Annotated in this window: 12 protein-coding genes; 1 reads left to right on the top strand and 11 read right to left on the bottom strand. The window is 70.9% G+C overall.

Going from position 1 to position 14,268, the window contains the following annotated elements; all coding sequences use genetic code 11:
- Nucleotides 1–9: 9 nt before the first annotated feature.
- From ACIO3O_RS05695 to ACIO3O_RS05670, 6 genes are all read right to left on the bottom strand, one after another.
- The gene (locus tag ACIO3O_RS05695) at nucleotides 10–1,095 is read right to left on the bottom strand and encodes a glycine betaine/L-proline ABC transporter ATP-binding protein (protein WP_401742332.1); all 1,086 of its coding nucleotides are present in this window, start codon (nucleotides 1,093–1,095) and stop codon (nucleotides 10–12) included.
- Nucleotides 1,095–2,654, bottom strand: coding sequence for a GMC family oxidoreductase (locus ACIO3O_RS05690; RefSeq protein ID WP_401742331.1), 1,560 nt, complete (start codon nucleotides 2,652–2,654; stop codon nucleotides 1,095–1,097). The genes ACIO3O_RS05695 and ACIO3O_RS05690 overlap by 1 nt, the downstream gene beginning before the upstream one ends.
- Nucleotides 2,655–3,169: 515 nt before the next feature.
- Nucleotides 3,170–4,669: an aldehyde dehydrogenase family protein gene (locus ACIO3O_RS05685; RefSeq protein WP_401742329.1), complete on the bottom strand. Its 1,500-nt coding sequence runs from the start codon at nucleotides 4,667–4,669 to the stop codon at nucleotides 3,170–3,172.
- A gap of 169 nt (nucleotides 4,670–4,838) precedes the next feature.
- On the bottom strand, nucleotides 4,839–5,195 hold the full coding sequence (locus ACIO3O_RS05680; RefSeq protein ID WP_401742328.1) for a hypothetical protein: 357 nt from the start codon (nucleotides 5,193–5,195) through the stop codon (nucleotides 4,839–4,841).
- A gap of 857 nt (nucleotides 5,196–6,052) precedes the next feature.
- Nucleotides 6,053–6,256: a DUF397 domain-containing protein gene (locus ACIO3O_RS05675; protein WP_401742325.1), complete on the bottom strand. Its 204-nt coding sequence runs from the start codon at nucleotides 6,254–6,256 to the stop codon at nucleotides 6,053–6,055.
- The gene (locus tag ACIO3O_RS05670) at nucleotides 6,253–7,107 is read right to left on the bottom strand and encodes a helix-turn-helix domain-containing protein (RefSeq protein WP_401742323.1); all 855 of its coding nucleotides are present in this window, start codon (nucleotides 7,105–7,107) and stop codon (nucleotides 6,253–6,255) included. Before ACIO3O_RS05670 ends, ACIO3O_RS05675 begins: the two co-directional genes overlap by 4 nt.
- Nucleotides 7,108–7,282: 175 nt before the next feature.
- Between ACIO3O_RS05670 and ACIO3O_RS05665 the strand changes: the two genes are divergently transcribed.
- Nucleotides 7,283–7,855: an ATP-binding protein gene (locus ACIO3O_RS05665; RefSeq protein ID WP_401742320.1), complete on the top strand. Its 573-nt coding sequence runs from the start codon at nucleotides 7,283–7,285 to the stop codon at nucleotides 7,853–7,855.
- Here the strand turns inward: ACIO3O_RS05665 and ACIO3O_RS05660 are convergent.
- The 5 genes from ACIO3O_RS05660 to ACIO3O_RS05640 all read right to left on the bottom strand — a co-directional run bounded on the left by ACIO3O_RS05660 (nucleotide 7,819) and on the right by ACIO3O_RS05640 (nucleotide 14,160).
- Entirely contained in the window at nucleotides 7,819–9,915 is a 2,097-nt protein-coding gene (locus ACIO3O_RS05660; RefSeq protein WP_401742317.1) for a protein kinase, read from the bottom strand. The genes ACIO3O_RS05665 and ACIO3O_RS05660 overlap by 37 nt on opposite strands.
- A 38-nt stretch (nucleotides 9,916–9,953) precedes the next feature.
- Nucleotides 9,954–10,721 carry a hypothetical protein gene (locus ACIO3O_RS05655; protein ID WP_401742315.1) on the bottom strand — a complete coding sequence of 256 codons (768 nt, stop codon included), beginning with the start codon at nucleotides 10,719–10,721 and terminating at the stop codon, nucleotides 9,954–9,956.
- 96 nt (nucleotides 10,722–10,817) lie between these two features.
- Nucleotides 10,818–12,038: a hypothetical protein gene (locus ACIO3O_RS05650; protein ID WP_401742313.1), complete on the bottom strand. Its 1,221-nt coding sequence runs from the start codon at nucleotides 12,036–12,038 to the stop codon at nucleotides 10,818–10,820.
- A gap of 3 nt (nucleotides 12,039–12,041) precedes the next feature.
- Nucleotides 12,042–12,458 carry a hypothetical protein gene (locus ACIO3O_RS05645; RefSeq protein ID WP_401742311.1) on the bottom strand — a complete coding sequence of 139 codons (417 nt, stop codon included), beginning with the start codon at nucleotides 12,456–12,458 and terminating at the stop codon, nucleotides 12,042–12,044.
- Nucleotides 12,433–14,160, bottom strand: a complete 1,728-nt coding sequence (locus ACIO3O_RS05640) for a hypothetical protein (RefSeq protein ID WP_401742310.1) — start codon at nucleotides 14,158–14,160, stop codon at nucleotides 12,433–12,435. The genes ACIO3O_RS05645 and ACIO3O_RS05640 overlap by 26 nt, the downstream gene beginning before the upstream one ends.
- Between the last annotated feature and the right edge of the window lie 108 nt (nucleotides 14,161–14,268).

Here is a 14,268-nt window from a genome sequence, read left to right as displayed (position 1 = left end):
CGTACCTCATCAGGCAGTCACCGCCAGGGTTCCGGCGACGACCGACAGCAGGCAGGCGCGGTCGACGATGCCGAGCAGACGCCCCTCGGACATGACACGGGCCGTGGGCTCACCGGTGCGGACCAGGGCCTCGATCGCCTCCGACACGGGGGCTTCCGGGGAGACGGCCGGGCCGGATTCGGCGTCGCCCGCCTCGGGGGTGCGCATCGCGGAGGCGACGGTGAGGACCTGCTCGCGGGGGACGTCGCGGACGAAGTCCCGTACGTAGTCGTTCGCCGGGGAGCCGACGATCTCCTCCGGCGTGCCGAGCTGGACGATCTCGCCGTCGCGCATCAGGGCGATGCGGTCGCCCAGGCGCAGGGCCTCGTTGAGATCGTGGGTGATGAAGACCATCGTGCGGCCCTCCTCCTGGTGGAGGCGGATGACCTCTTCCTGCATGTCGCGCCGGATGAGGGGGTCCAGGGCGCTGAACGGCTCGTCGAAGAGCAGGACTTCGGGGTCGACGGCGAGCGCGCGGGCCAGGCCGACGCGCTGCTGCTGGCCGCCGGAGAGCTGGCCGGGGCGGCGGCTCTCCAGCCCGTCGAGACCCACCTTGCTGACGACCTCGGCGGCCTTGGCGCGCCGTTCGGCCTTGCCCATGCCCTGCACTTCGAGCCCGTACGCGACGTTGTCGAGGACGGTGCGGTGCGGGAGCAGGCCGAAGTGCTGGAAGACCATGGCGGCACGGTGGCGGCGCAGTTCGCGCAGGCGGCTCTTGTCCATGGACAGGACGTCCTCGCCGTCGATGGCGAGGGAGCCGGAGGTCGGCTCGATGAGCCGGGTCAGACAGCGGACCAGGGTCGACTTTCCGGAGCCGGACAGCCCCATGACAACAAAGACCTCGCCCTTCTTCACGTCGAAGGACACGTCGCGGACGGCGGCCGTGCAGCCGGTGCGCTCGCGCAGTTCGGCGACGGAGAGACCGGTGAGGTCCGGGTCGCCGGGGACCTTGTCGGCCTTGGGTCCGAAGACCTTCCAGAGGTTGCGTACGGAGAAGACGGGCTCGGCGGCGTCCTTGCGGGGCTCGGCGGCCTTCGTGGCGGGAGTCGTACTCATTACGCGGCACCTCCGGAGATGGTCGGTTGCTGCTGAGCGGCCTCGGCCAGCAGTTCTGCGCACTTCTCGCCGACCATCAGGACACCGATCATCGGGTTGACGGCGGTCATGGTCGGGAAGACGGACGCGTCGGCGATGCGGATGCCGTCGAGTCCCTTGATCCTCAAGTCGGGGGTGACCACGGCGAGTTCGTCGTCCGGGGCGCCCATCTTGCAGGTACCCGCCGGGTGGTACACGGTGTGCGCGACCTTGCGCGCGTACGCGCTCAGCTCCTCGTCGGAGGTGACCTCAGGACCCGGGCAGACCTCCCGCTTCAGCCATCCGGCGAGCGGAGCCGACGCGGCGATCTCGCGGGCGATCCTGATCCCGTCGACGAGGGTGCGGCCGTCGTAGTCGTCCTCGTCGGTGAAGTACCGGAAGTCGAGGGCGGGCTTGACGGCCGGGTCGGCGCTGGTGAGGTAGAGGCGGCCGCGGCTGCGCGGCTTGGGGATGTTGGGGGTCATCGACACGCCGTGCGCGGGGCGTTCGTACCCGAGGCGCTCCGGGTTGTCGGTGAACGGGATTTGGTAGAAGTGGAACATCAGGTCGGGGCCCGCGTGCTCCGGGTCCCGCTTCACGAACAGGCCCGCGTCCGAGTCCATGGCCGAGTTCTCGGGGATCGGCCCGTTCGTCTCCCAGACGATGACGGACTCGGGGTGGTCGAGGAGGTTCTCGCCGACGCCGGGGAGGTCGACGGCGACGGGTATGCCGAGGGCCTCGAGGTCGGCGGCCGGGCCTATCCCGGAGTGCATCAGCAGGCGGGGGGTGTCCACCGCGCCCGCGCAGACGAGGACTTCACGGGTGGCCCGTACGAGGACCTCCTCGCCGTCCTTCGTACGGACCCGGACGCCGCGCGCCCGGGTGCCGTCGAGCTCCAGTTCGTACGCCCAGGTCTCCAGCATGATGTGGAGGTTCGGGCGGTCGAGGAAGGGGTGGAGGTACGCGACCGACGCGGACGAACGCTTGTTGTTCTCCGGGTGGTAGGCGAGGTCGAAGAAGCCGACGCCGTCCTCGAAGGGCTTCTGGTTGAACCCCTCGACGCGGGGGACGCCGAGCGCGCTCTGCGCGGCGTCGACGAAGTCGCGGGCGATGGCGTTGCGGTCCTTCTCGTCGACCGGAACGATGTTGTTGCGCAGCTTGCCGAAGTACGGGTCCATGGCGGCGGACCCCCAGCCCTCGGCGCCGTTCGCCTCCCACTCGTCCCAGTCGCTCGGCAGCGGCTTGAAGGCGATCAGCGTGTTGTGGGACGAACACCCGCCGAGGACACGGGCGCGGCTGTGCCGGATGTGCGAGTTGCCGCGGGGCTGCTCGGTGGTGGGGTAGTCGTAGTCCAGCTCGCCGCCGAGGAGACCCATCCAGCGGCGCAGGGTGAGGACGTCGGGCCGGTCCACGTCGGAGGGGCCGCCCTCGATGACGGCGACGCGGATGTCGGGGTCCTCGGTCAGCCGGGAGGCGATCACGGAACCGGCGGTGCCGCCGCCGATGACGACGTAGTCGTAGTCGTGGATGGGCTCGGGCATGTGGTGCTGCTCCTCTTCTGGCGAAGGTTCTGTCGCGTAATGGGGTTGGGGTACGTAGGGGGCCGTGCCCCGTCAGGGGCGCGGGGCTGTGTTGCACGTGCGGCTCCGCCGCGCGGGCGCGACCGTCCTGTGCCGGGCTGCTCATCCGTGCCCCTTCAGGGGCGCGGGGAACTGCGCGACCAGCCACGACGCGCCTGCACGGGAACCGTGCAATTGCCCCGCGGGTTTAGGTGAAGGGGCGGGGTTGGGGACCTGCCTTTCCGGTACGGAACGTGCCGGCCTCCTTCTGGACGGGCGTCCGGTGTAGGGCCCTGGCCCGGGGCCCCTCGGGACGCGCGTCCGGCGCAGGGGCTGGGCCAGGGGCGGCACCCGGGTGGGCCGGGAGCGGGAGGGGCCGCCCCCTTGCCCGCCCGTTCCGCCCCCGGGGGGGGGCGGCCCCGCCGCCCAAGGGGACTGGGGGCCGAGCCCGAGGGGGCTGGGGAAAGCGGGGTCCCGGAGGTCACCGGGAGTGGGGGTCAGCCCGAGAACCAGCGGACCGGGGTGGGGTTCAGGTTCTGGTAGATGTGCTTGGACTCCCGGTACTCGGCCAGCCCCGCCGGCCCCAGCTCCCGCCCCACACCGGACTTCCCGAAGCCGCCCCACTCCGCCTGCGGCAGATACGGGTGGAAGTCGTTGATCCACACCGTCCCGTGCCGCAGCTTCGCCGCGACGCGCCGCGCCCGCCCCGGATCGGCGGACCAGACCCCGCCCGCGAGCCCGTACTCGGTGTCGTTGGCGAGGGCGATCGCCTCCGCCTCCGTACCGAAGCTCTCGACCGTCAGGATCGGCCCGAAGGTCTCCTCGCGGACGACCCGCATCTCCCGGTGGCAGCCGTCCAGCACGGTCGGCCGGTAGAAGTAGCCCTCGTAGCCGGGCCCTTCGGGCCGCGAGCCACCGGCCCGCAGCACAGCACCCTCCTCCAGCGCCGCAGCGACGTAGTACTCCGTCTTCTCCAACTGCGACGCGGACACGAGCGGTCCGCACTCGACGCCCTTCTCGGTCCCCCGCCCGATCCGGATCTTCTCGGCCCGGCGGGCCAGTTCGGCGACGAACCGCTCCCGTACCGACTCCTCCACGATGAGCCGCGATCCGGCCGAGCAGACCTGACCGCTGTGTATGAAGGCGGCGTTCAGCGCCTGGTCGACGGCGGTGTCGAACCCCTCCTCCGTCGCGCACGCATCCGCGAAGACGACGTTGGGGTTCTTGCCGCCCAGCTCCAGTGCGACCTTCTTGACGGTCTCGGCGGCGGCCTGCATCACCTTCGTACCGCTGAGGAGTCCCCCCGTGAACGACACGAGGTCGACGTCCGGGTGCTCGGACATCCGCGCACCCACCGAGGCGCCGGGCCCGGTGACAACGTTCGCCACACCCTCCGGCAGGCCCGCCTCGACCAGCAGCGCGATGAGCGCGACGGTCGTCATGGGCGTGATCTCACTGGGCTTGACCACAAACGTGTTACCGGCGGCCAGCGCGGGTGCGATCTTCCAACTCGCCTGGAGGAGCGGGTAGTTCCACGGTGTGATCAGCGCGCACACGCCGACCGGCTCGTGCACCACGACGCTGTGGATGTCCGCCGACCCCGCGTCGACGACCCGCCCGGCGCCTTCCCCGATCACCAGGTCGGCGAAGTAGCGGAAGGCGTCGGTCACGCAGTCGATGTCGACGCGCCCTTCCTCCACGGTCTTTCCGGCGTCCTGCGCCTCCAGCCGCCCCAGCTCCTCGCGGTCGCGCTGGAGGAGGTCGGCGACACGGCGCAGCAGCGCGGCGCGCTCGGCGGTGGGCGTCTGCGGCCAGACGCCCTGCCCGCCCGCGAAGGCCTCGCTCGCGGCGGCGACTGCTGCGTCGACGTCCTCCGCGCCGCCCTCGGCGACCACGGCGAACGGCTTCGCGTCCGCGGGGTCGAGGATCTCGCGCGTGGAGCCGGAGAGGGCTGCCCGCCACTCCCCGCCCACATGGATGGTCTTTTCTGCCGACACGTCGCTTTTGCCTTCCGTTACCGAAAGGACCAGGGGGCTGGTCCCTGCCAGTCCAGGAGCACTGGCGGCGGAACCCCTCCCCCCACGGACCGAAAGCATGCCGTTTACGTGGCCGAAAGTGCCATGAGTCACTTTCCGTGGGGACAAAAGACCTGATCGGGGCGGATGCTCACCGCCCGTCCCCGTCGAGGGCCGCCGCCTCCTTCGTCATGACGACGGCCTCGTACAGCCCGAGCCCGGGTTCGGCCTTGCGCAGCGCCTTGATCGCCTGCACGGAGTCGGCCTCGACCTTCACTCCGGCGGCTTCGATACGTTCCCGGGCCCAGCGTCCGCGGAGCTCGGCCTGTGGGGCTGTGGGGGCGTCGGTGAGGATCGCGACGGCGCGCTCCAGTCCCGGGCGCTCGGTGTCGTCGGCGGTGGTGGCGTCGAGGGTGTTCTGGAGCAGGGCGAGGAGGGTGTCGCGGTCGCTGAGGGCGATGACGTTGAGGTTGGGGTTGGGGTTGCGCTTGGTGAAGAGGCCGGCCATGGGAGTGCCCCCGTTGTCGTGGAGTGGAACGGTCACTGGGCTGCTTCCACGACTGGCCGTCCGGCAATCCGAACTTGATCATTTTCTGAGGGACCGGGCGGGGTCGGTCCCTCTCGCTCCTGTGCGGCCCTCTTCGACTTCGCGGCCTTCTTGCGTTTCTGTTCGGTCGTGCGGCGGCGCAGGTACTCCGCCGCCGCCGTGTCCAGCCGTGCGTCCTCCTCCGGGGGGGGGCGAGGGGGGTGGTGGCTGATTGGCCCGGATCGGGTGTTGGTGGGGCCGTCCTCTGGACCGGAGTGTGGCGCTTACGGGGAGCCCGTCAAGGGCGCTCCTACGTCGCGTCGGCTTCGCCGATGTCGCATGCGCTCCACCCTTGACGGGCTCCCCTCCAGCGCAGGTTTCGTTGTGCGGAGGACGGCCGAAAAATGGCCCCGGAGAAGGTCCGGGAAGTTGTCGTACGCCGTTGCCGGGCGGCGGGTGTGTGGGTGGGGTGTCGGCTCGTGGTGGCGGGTGCATGCGTCTGATGGCTGCCGGTGGGGGTGCGCCGACCTGAATGGGGCTGCTGGGCTGGGCTTTGCGGGTGCGGGCCGTCGTGGGGTTGGTGCTCAAGCTGGTTGCTGGTGTGGGTGGGTGGATTTCAGGGAGGTGGCCGTGCTGGGACATATACGTTCGGCGCACATAAGGCCATCCAGTCCCCGGAATCCAGGCTTCCGCCATCAGGGGCAGGGAGGGGTGTCTCAGAAGTGGGACACTTTCGCGCCTGAATGTCCCACTCTGGAGAGGCGGGGGCGCTGCCGGGGGTGGGTGTTGTTGGTGCGCTCTGAGAGCGGCCGACCGGTTCGGGTGGGCATGGGCAGAACTCATTTGTTGGCGGGGGCGTTCGCCTGCTCCTGGAGGAAGGTTCGCCAGGCGGCGGCCGTGAAGTGAAGCGTGCCGCGAGCGGGGTCCTTGGAGTCCCGGACCGCGATGGCGTGCGAGACGGGCTGGAGGGTTGCACACTCGACGCACGCGTTGTCGCCACCGCTGTAGCTGCTCTTGAACCAGTTCGCAGAAGAGGATTTCACGTACGAGTTTCCTTGATCACGTCTTGTAGGTACTGGCGCGACCTCGATGGGGTCATTGCCGCTGCCGTCAGCTCGTTCCATGCGCGAGCGTAGACCTGTACGTCCTTACGCTGCTCCAGCAAGCTACCTCCGGTCAGGTGCTCCAACCAGACGACGTCTGACGCAGGCTCACCACGCAACGTGAACAGGCAGAACGGCACGTACTGTGCGGGACGGACGGCCGCATCGTACGGCAACAGCTGAACCGTCACGTTCGGCCTCTCCATCTCCCTGAGCAAGTGCTCAAGCTGCTCGACGACCAGGTCGCGCCCACCCTGGAGCCGCTGGATGGCGTGCAGGTCGATCACCACCCGGAGGTCGAACTCCGTTGGATTCAGCAGTATTTCCCGCCGCCGCAACCGCGCCTCGACCAAGGCGTCCGCCCGGTGTGCGAGATGACCGGTGTCGAAGATGGCACGCATCTGTCCTTCGGTCTGGAGTAGCCCGGGAATCAGCGTCGGTTCATAGGTGCGGAGCACGTCCGAGTCGACCTCGAGCGTCAAGAAGTCCCGCAAGGCGTCGTGAAGCAAAGGTCCTTCCGAGGTCCACCAGTCCACCTTGTGAACCTCTCGGGCCAGCCGCTTGAGGCCGGCCCGGTACCCCTCGTCCTCAACGCCGAACGCGTTGAGCAACATCGTCAGGTCCAGCTGACGAATCCCCCGCTTGCCGTTCTCGATCTGGCTGATCTTGGGCTGCCCGCACTCCAGGATTTCGGCCACATCCGTGACTTTGAGCCCCGCCTCCATCCGCAGCCTGCGTAGTTCATTGCCCAGGCGCCGACTGCGCATCGTCGGCATGTCACGTTCAGCCATGGCCGCATGATGACCCTCCACGGCTTGTCGCTCAAGCGGTTTGGTCAATGTTCACCCGTACCGATTCATCACCGGGGAATATCTTGCCCAAGCATCGATCCAGGTGCACGCTCATCCTCACGGAATCTCAACTGTGCTCGCCGAGCGGCCTGTTGACCGACCCGAGAGGTCTGCCATGACCACCAGCCACCTCACCCTCACGCTCCCCTACGACCCCTCCCACCTGACCCACCTCCGCCGCATCCTCAGCTCGCTCCTCTCCTGCTGGGAGCTGGACCGGTTCGCCGATGACGCCGCGCTCATCACCAGCGAGCTCGTGGGGAATGTGCAGCACACCGACTCCCCCAGCTACCGCCTGTATGTCGAGCGCCAGCCCCACACCCTGCTCATCGAGGTCGGCGACGACTGCCCCGCCGCACCCGCGCTCCCCGCCGGGGGCCTCGCCGTCGACCCGCTCGCCCTGTCCGGGCGCGGGCTTCCGCTGGTCGCCGCCCTTGCCGCGCGCATCGGCATCACGCCGCGTGTGGGCGGGGGCAAGTCGGTGTGGGCGCACCTGGCCACGGGGGGTCGTCAACCCTCCGCCGCGCGCGCCGAGTTGAACACGTACCTTCTCGCCGACGGTGAGGACGAGTGCTGCCGCTGCCGCCGGAAGCTCGCGGGCACGCCGCTCCTGGTGGGGCGGTTCATCGGCGGTGCGGGTGAGCTGCTGGCCTACGAGTGCGAGCGCTGTGCGGCGGCCTCGGCCTGAGAAATGAGGAAGGAGTGCACCCGGAATTCGGTGATGGGAGCGAACACGATGTCACCCAGCACGATCGGCATCGGGGCCTCCCTGGAGAAGTGCCCGTCGTCTCTGCCACGCCGAACAGGCTGCGGGGGTCGCGGGGTCCTGTACTGCCAGCGGATGCCGCCGTTCCTCCGGTCCAGAGCGACGACCTTCGCATCGTCCGTGGTGAAGAGCACGTACTCGCCCTCGACGACCGGCTGAGAAACGAAGTCGCCCGACAGGACAGCGGTCCAGAGGCGTGCACGCTTGTTCATGTCGTATGCGGTGATCACCCCGGAGTAGCGGCGGGTGTAGAGGACATCACCACGGACGGTCAACACCTCCTCCGGGGTCGCAAGTTCAACGATGGCGGCCTTACCGGTTCGCCGGTCCACCCGGGTCACCTTCGTCGCCAGCCCCTGAGTCGTGGCCTCCAGGTAGATGTGGTCGCCGGTGACGGAGCGCACGTTCTGTCCCTGAGGAACGTCCCATGTCCACGTGAAGCGCCCGTCCACACGGCTGATCTCGCCGAGTCGGACCTGTCCCGCGCCGCTGGTCCGTCGCACCAGGAAATTGTTGCTGCTCTCCGACCAGAAGGGCACGGTGTAGGGCTCCCAGCCGGGGGCAGCGCTCCACATCCAACGTGATTCCTGCAAGGACCGGGCCCGGATCCGGCCGTCCTTCCGGCAGGCGAGCAACTCCTCGGCAAGGCTGCACCCCTCCGTGCCGGACACGACGCCCTGGTCGATGAGCTTTCCCGACTCCGCGTTGAACACCCAGGTGTGAACGACCCCTTCCTCCGCCCCGGCCACCCCGGTGACGTACACCCTCTCCCCGTCCAGAACGGGCCCGTCCGGGGCAATGCTCATGGAGCCCTTCTGCTGCCACAGCACCCTCCCGGTCAGCGGGTCGAGACGGGTCAGCAGAACTCCTGAACCGGAACACCACAGCGACGACCGCTCGTACACACAAGTCAGATGACTGTCCGGACCCCGATAGTCCGTCTGCACCACGGATGATGTCCACGGCTTCCACCCCGCCAGCCGGACGGGTGCCTGAGCCGGTGCCTTCTTCCGGGTCTCCGCCCCCTGGGCAGGGGGTCGACCCTCATGGGCCCAGGGCCCCCACGCCCACACCCCGGCGAGCGCCCCGGCGGTCACCAGCGCGGCCGCTGCCAGGCCCGCCCTGCGTCGCCGGGTGCAGCGGCGGGCCGCTTCCCTTGCGGCGCTCCGGTGAGTGCGTCTCTCGCGGCGGGAGGAGAGGAGGCCCAGCAGGGTCTCCGGGGTGGGGCGCAGGGGTGGGGACTTCGTGAGGCAGGGTTCCACCACCGGGAGGAGCGTGGCGGGCAGGCCCGTCAGGTCCGGGGCGTCGTGGACCGCCTTCCAGGCGATCGCGTACGGGGTGTCCGCGTCGAAGGGGCCGTGGCCGGTGGCCGCGTACACGAGGACGGAGCCCAGGGCGAAGACGTCCGCCGGGGCGTCCGCCGACTTCGCGTCCAGGAATTGTTCCGGGGCCATGAACGGCGGTGTTCCCATCACCTGCCCGCTCTGCGTGAGCGCGGTCGTGTCGGCGACCCGGGAGATCCCGAAGTCGATGACCCTCGGCCCGTCCTCCGCGAGCAGGATGTTGCCCGGCTTGAAGTCCCGGTGGACCAGGCCCGCCCGGTGGATGTCGCGCAGCGCCTCGCACAGGCCCGAGGCCAGCCGCCAGACCTCGTCGGCGGGCAGCGGGCCGTCCTCCTTCACCGTCTCCGCGAGCGTGCGCCCCGCCACGTACTGGGTCGCCATCCACGGGGTGTCCGCCTCCGTGTCCGCGTCCAGCAGCGGTGCCGTGAACGCCCCGCTGACCTGCCGCGCCGCCTGCACCTCGCGGGCGAAACGCTCCCGGAAGCCGGGGGTGTTCGCCAGGTCCGGGCGGATGACCTTGACCGCGACCGCCCGCCCGGACGGCGAGTGCGCGAGGTAGACCTCGCCCATGCCGCCCGCGCCGAGCAGTTCGTCCACCTCGTAGTGGCCCAGTTGTGCCGGCCGTTCACCCCGCGACATGTTCCGCCCCCGTCCCCCGTACGCCGTGACGCGTCACCCTAGCCAGCGGGCGTCGGCCGGTCCTCCACCGGCTGGAAGTAACGCAGGGCCGTCTCCAGGGTGTTGCGCTGGCGGGGCCACTCCTCGGCCGGGCCGACCACCGCGAGGGCGTAGCGCCTGCCGTCGGGGGTGGGGAAGACGCGCTGGATGAGGGTGAGGCGGCGGCCGGTGCGGGTGCTGTCGTACGAGTAGACGAGTTCGGCGGCGCCCTTGGTGGTGGGGTGCAGGGCCTGGAGTTCGAAGCCGGGGTAGTGGCGGTGGGTGGCGACCGTGACGCGCAGGGCGCGGGTCGCGCTCATCCGGGACTCGGCGAGGGGCCAGAACTGGAGGAAGCGGCTGTACGGGTACTTGGGGGACCGGTAGTAGACGGAGGCGGCCTCGTCGCGCCGCCAGCCGCTGGGGACGGCGAGGGTGACGTCGGAGGCGTCCCGGATCACGGCGAAGTTGTCGGGGAGGGTGGGGGATGCGGTGCGGGTGGGGGTGGGGGTGGGGGTGGGAGGAGGTGAGCTGGGGTTTGGGGGGAGGGGTTTGGCCGCCCGGGTGGACTTCGGTGGGGCCGCGAGGGGTTGAGGGGGGTCGGTGGGGCGGTCCTGGACCAGCCAGGCCGTACCGATGCCGATCAGCAGGCCGAGGGCGACGAGGAGTACGTTCGCCGGGGTGAAGCGGAAGCGCCGGCCCGGTTTGCCCGTGCTGAACGGCGAGCGAGGGTGCTCCCCCGCTCCGTCCTCCGCCGGACCCGTGTGCGCGAGGTCGTCATGGTGCGCCATGGCCCGCTCCCCCTCCACCCCCGCCCCGTGCCGATGAACTCCCTTACGAGCGGGGGGACATGGTAGGTCCGTGATCGCCCTGCGGGCCAGGCCCGATCAGGGCGTGTCGGCGAGGTCGAAGTGGGCCAGGGCGACGGTGAGGACGCGGTACTGCTCCTGGGCCTCGTCGGCCGGGGAGAAGACCAGGAACGCGTAGAGCTGACCGTCGGGGGCGCGGAACGCACGCTCCACCACCCGCGCGCGCACGCCGTTGTCCCGCTCGTACGTGTAGACCAGCTCGGCACTCTCGGCCAGGCGGGGATCGGCCTTGGCACCCAGGAAGAGCTGTTGGTAGTTCCTGGAGCCCTGGTGGTCCTTGACGGTCCGGCGGAGGGCGTCCATGGAGTCGTAGCCCGGCTCCAGGACCGGCCAGAACTGGAGGTAGCGCTGTGCTTCCGACGCAGGAGGCTCGTTGGGCGGCGTGTAGAAGACGACCTTCAGCCCACGCTCGCTGCGCCGCCAGTCCTCGGGCACGGCGAGGACCACACCCGTACTGTCCTCGACCCGGACGAACCCGGCGGGCAGTGCCGGGTCGGCGGGGGCGGTGGGTTCGGCAGGCACCTCGGTACCGGCGGAGGTCCCGGTGCTCCCGGTGCTCCCGGTCGCTTCGTCCGTGGCCCCGGCGGTCTCCGGGGCGGACGGGGGCGGCACGTCGGACGGCGCACCGCTCGCGGAGGCGGGCCGGCCGCTCAGACTGGCGGTCACCACGGGGGACTTGTCCGTGTCCCGTTGCAGGAGCCAGGCCGTGCCCCCGCCGACCACCAGCCCGAGCACCACCACCAGCGCCCAGAGCCGCACCCGCTGTCCCCGGCCCCGCCCGAACCCGGCGGGCCCGACCGGCAGGCCCCGCGTCCCGCCGGGGGACGACGGGGGGAGCGGCGGCAAGGACGACCCCTCCGGCGACGGCTCCCGGTACGGGTACAGGGGGGTCGGATCACGATGCGGATCGCGATGCGGATCGGCGGCGTACGGGTCCGGGGTGTACGCGTCCGGGGTGTAGGAGTCCGGGACGTACGGGTCCGAGGGTGCGGGCGCCTCGGGCTCCGGGGAGTACGGCCTCGGTGGGTACGGGCCGGGAGGAGCGGAGGCCTCGGGCTCCGACACGTACGAGGGCGGCGCAGGCGGTGCGGGCGAGGGCGGCACGGGCGGCGGCGACGGCGGGGCCACCGGCGGCTCCGTGCGTCCTCTGCGGTCCTGGCCGCGGCCCTGTCCCCGGGTGTCCCAGCTCTGCGTCTCCTCGTTCCAGAACGAATCGTCGCGGCCCTTGGCGGGTGACACCGCTCAGCCCCCCAGGAGCCCGCCGACCGCCTGCCCGACGGCCGCACCGGAGGCGAGCATCGCGGTCACGCCCTCGGCGGTGGTCAGCGCCGCACGCAGCCGGGCCAGCCGGGAGGGGGCGGCCTCACCCGTGGCGGTGATGTCGTCCTCGGTGGCGACGAGTTCGGCGTCGAGCACCTCCACGGGTCCCGTACGCGTACAACGCGCGAGGTCCTCCCGCAGGTTCCGTACCGCGAGGAGGAGTTCGGCCTGCTGCTCGTCGCGCGGGGCGACGTCGGTGGACCCGTGGTGCGTGCTGCTCACCTTGTTGTGGTCGCCGATCGCGAACGCGCTGTCCGAGACCGTCCCGAAGCTGATCTCGCTGCGCCCCGGGCCCGTCTCCCTGCCCGCGTCGTCATCCTGTGCCTGCCGACGTGCCATGGCCGCCGCCCCCCTTGTCGCCCTGGTTGCTGATCCTGTTGTCGTCGCCGACGGCGAACGCGCTGTTGTGCACGGAGCCGATGTGCAGCGACTTGTTGACCACGTTGACCACCTGCTGCGCGAACTCCTCCGTCTGCCAGCCCGCGTCCCGCAGCGCCGCCTTCACCCCGCCCGCCACCCGGTCCTGGATGCTCTTGAGGTAGCGGTCGAAGTCCATCTCCTGGAAGAGCGACGCATCGCCGTCCGAGGCCAACTCCCGTACGGAGTACGACGGTCCGTCCGGCATCGCGCCGCCGTGGCCGCCGGTGAGCAGCTTCCACACGCCGACCGCGCCCCGCCACAGCGAGACCAGCGCCACCCCGGGCGAGGCGGGGGTGTGTGCGCACGCCCAGACGGCCTTGCCGAACCAGCTGTTGTGCCGGTACTGGTGCGCGATCCGGTCCGCCTCCTGGAACAGCCTCCGTACCGGCAGCAGCACGTGCGGGGCGACCTCCAGCATCAGCATCCCGCCCTGCGTGTGCACCCGTACGAACACCGTGGTGACGACCTCCTCGTTCCAGCCGCCCACCCGGATCCGCAGGAAGTGCCGGCGCGTCTCGCCGCCCTCCTCGACCGAACCCGCCCGGTGCCGCTCGTAGTCGGGGTGGCCGTACGGTGCCAGCTCACGCCTCGGCAGCCCGGTGACCGGCAGGAACACGCACTCGTCGAGCACCAGCTCCCGCAGCCGGTCGCGCACCGCCGCCGCCCGCACCGGTTCGCCGGAGGGGACGCGCAGCTCCGCCACCAGCGGCCACACCCGCCGCAGCACCTCCGTGTTGGAGACCGTCTCCGGCGGCTCCTTGCGGTCCTTGCGGGGCTTCAGCTCCACCGCGAGCGCCCACGGCTGGAAGGAGTACCCGGCGCCGCAGAACGGGTCGCCGGACCGGTACATGATCAGCGGCGAGTGCTGCTCGACCGCGATCCGCCGCCGCAGCCGCGCGAACCGCACCCCGGTCGACTGCTCCGCCGGGTCCGCCGCACGGTCCGCGAACCTGCGCGGCGACAGCTCGCCCGCCATGACCCGCGCGAACTGCCCGCGCTGGAGCCCCACCGCCGCCGCGATCAGCGCGAACACGGCCAGCACGCCCCAGGCCCGGCCCGCCCCGCCGCCGACGCTCCCCGTCGGGGGCACCGTGGCGATCACGTCCGGCAGCAGCGCGTTCACCACCCAACGGACCAGGTCCGCCGACCACTGCGCGCCGGACGCCGCCGTCAGCACCAGGCCGAACAGGGACAGGGCCAGCACCAGGCGCCCGTACAGCCGCACCAGGAAGGCGAGCAGGCGCCGGGGCCACGGCGGGTTGGGCGCCCGGCCCCTGATCCACCGGGCGACCGCGAGGGTCAGGAAGGGGATCAGGAGCAGCAGGACAAGGCCGCCGGTGAGCGGGAAGGCCAGCACCCAGAGCGCCAACATGCCCCAGGCCCAGGCGAGTTCGAACCTCCGGGCGCGCAGGGCGTGTGCGAGGACGCGGGTCGCGTCGAAGCCGTAGGAGGGTGCGGGAATGCGTTCCTCGTGGATGTACAGCTCGTCCAGGACCGCGTCGCGGTACGCGCCGTCCAGGTATGTCCCCGCGCAGAGCAGGCGGGACGCCTCGCTGACGGCCGGATCGACCGGCGGTCTGCCGGTGAGCCGAGAAGGGTCTCCGCCGCGTGTGTACGTCATCGGTGTCCCCCGTCTTCCCAAGGTGGTGCCGTGGGGAAGGGGGAACATCGTAGGGCGGCAGGGGGGCCTCCCGTAACCCTCGGTCACGGGTCCGGGGGGATGGTTCTT

It is taken from the genome of Streptomyces sp. NPDC087440 (assembly GCF_044744005.1).
Classification (GTDB): domain Bacteria; phylum Actinomycetota; class Actinomycetes; order Streptomycetales; family Streptomycetaceae; genus Streptomyces.
Note: the sequence above shows the minus strand (reverse complement) of the source record. Positions and strands in the feature narration are given on the sequence as shown.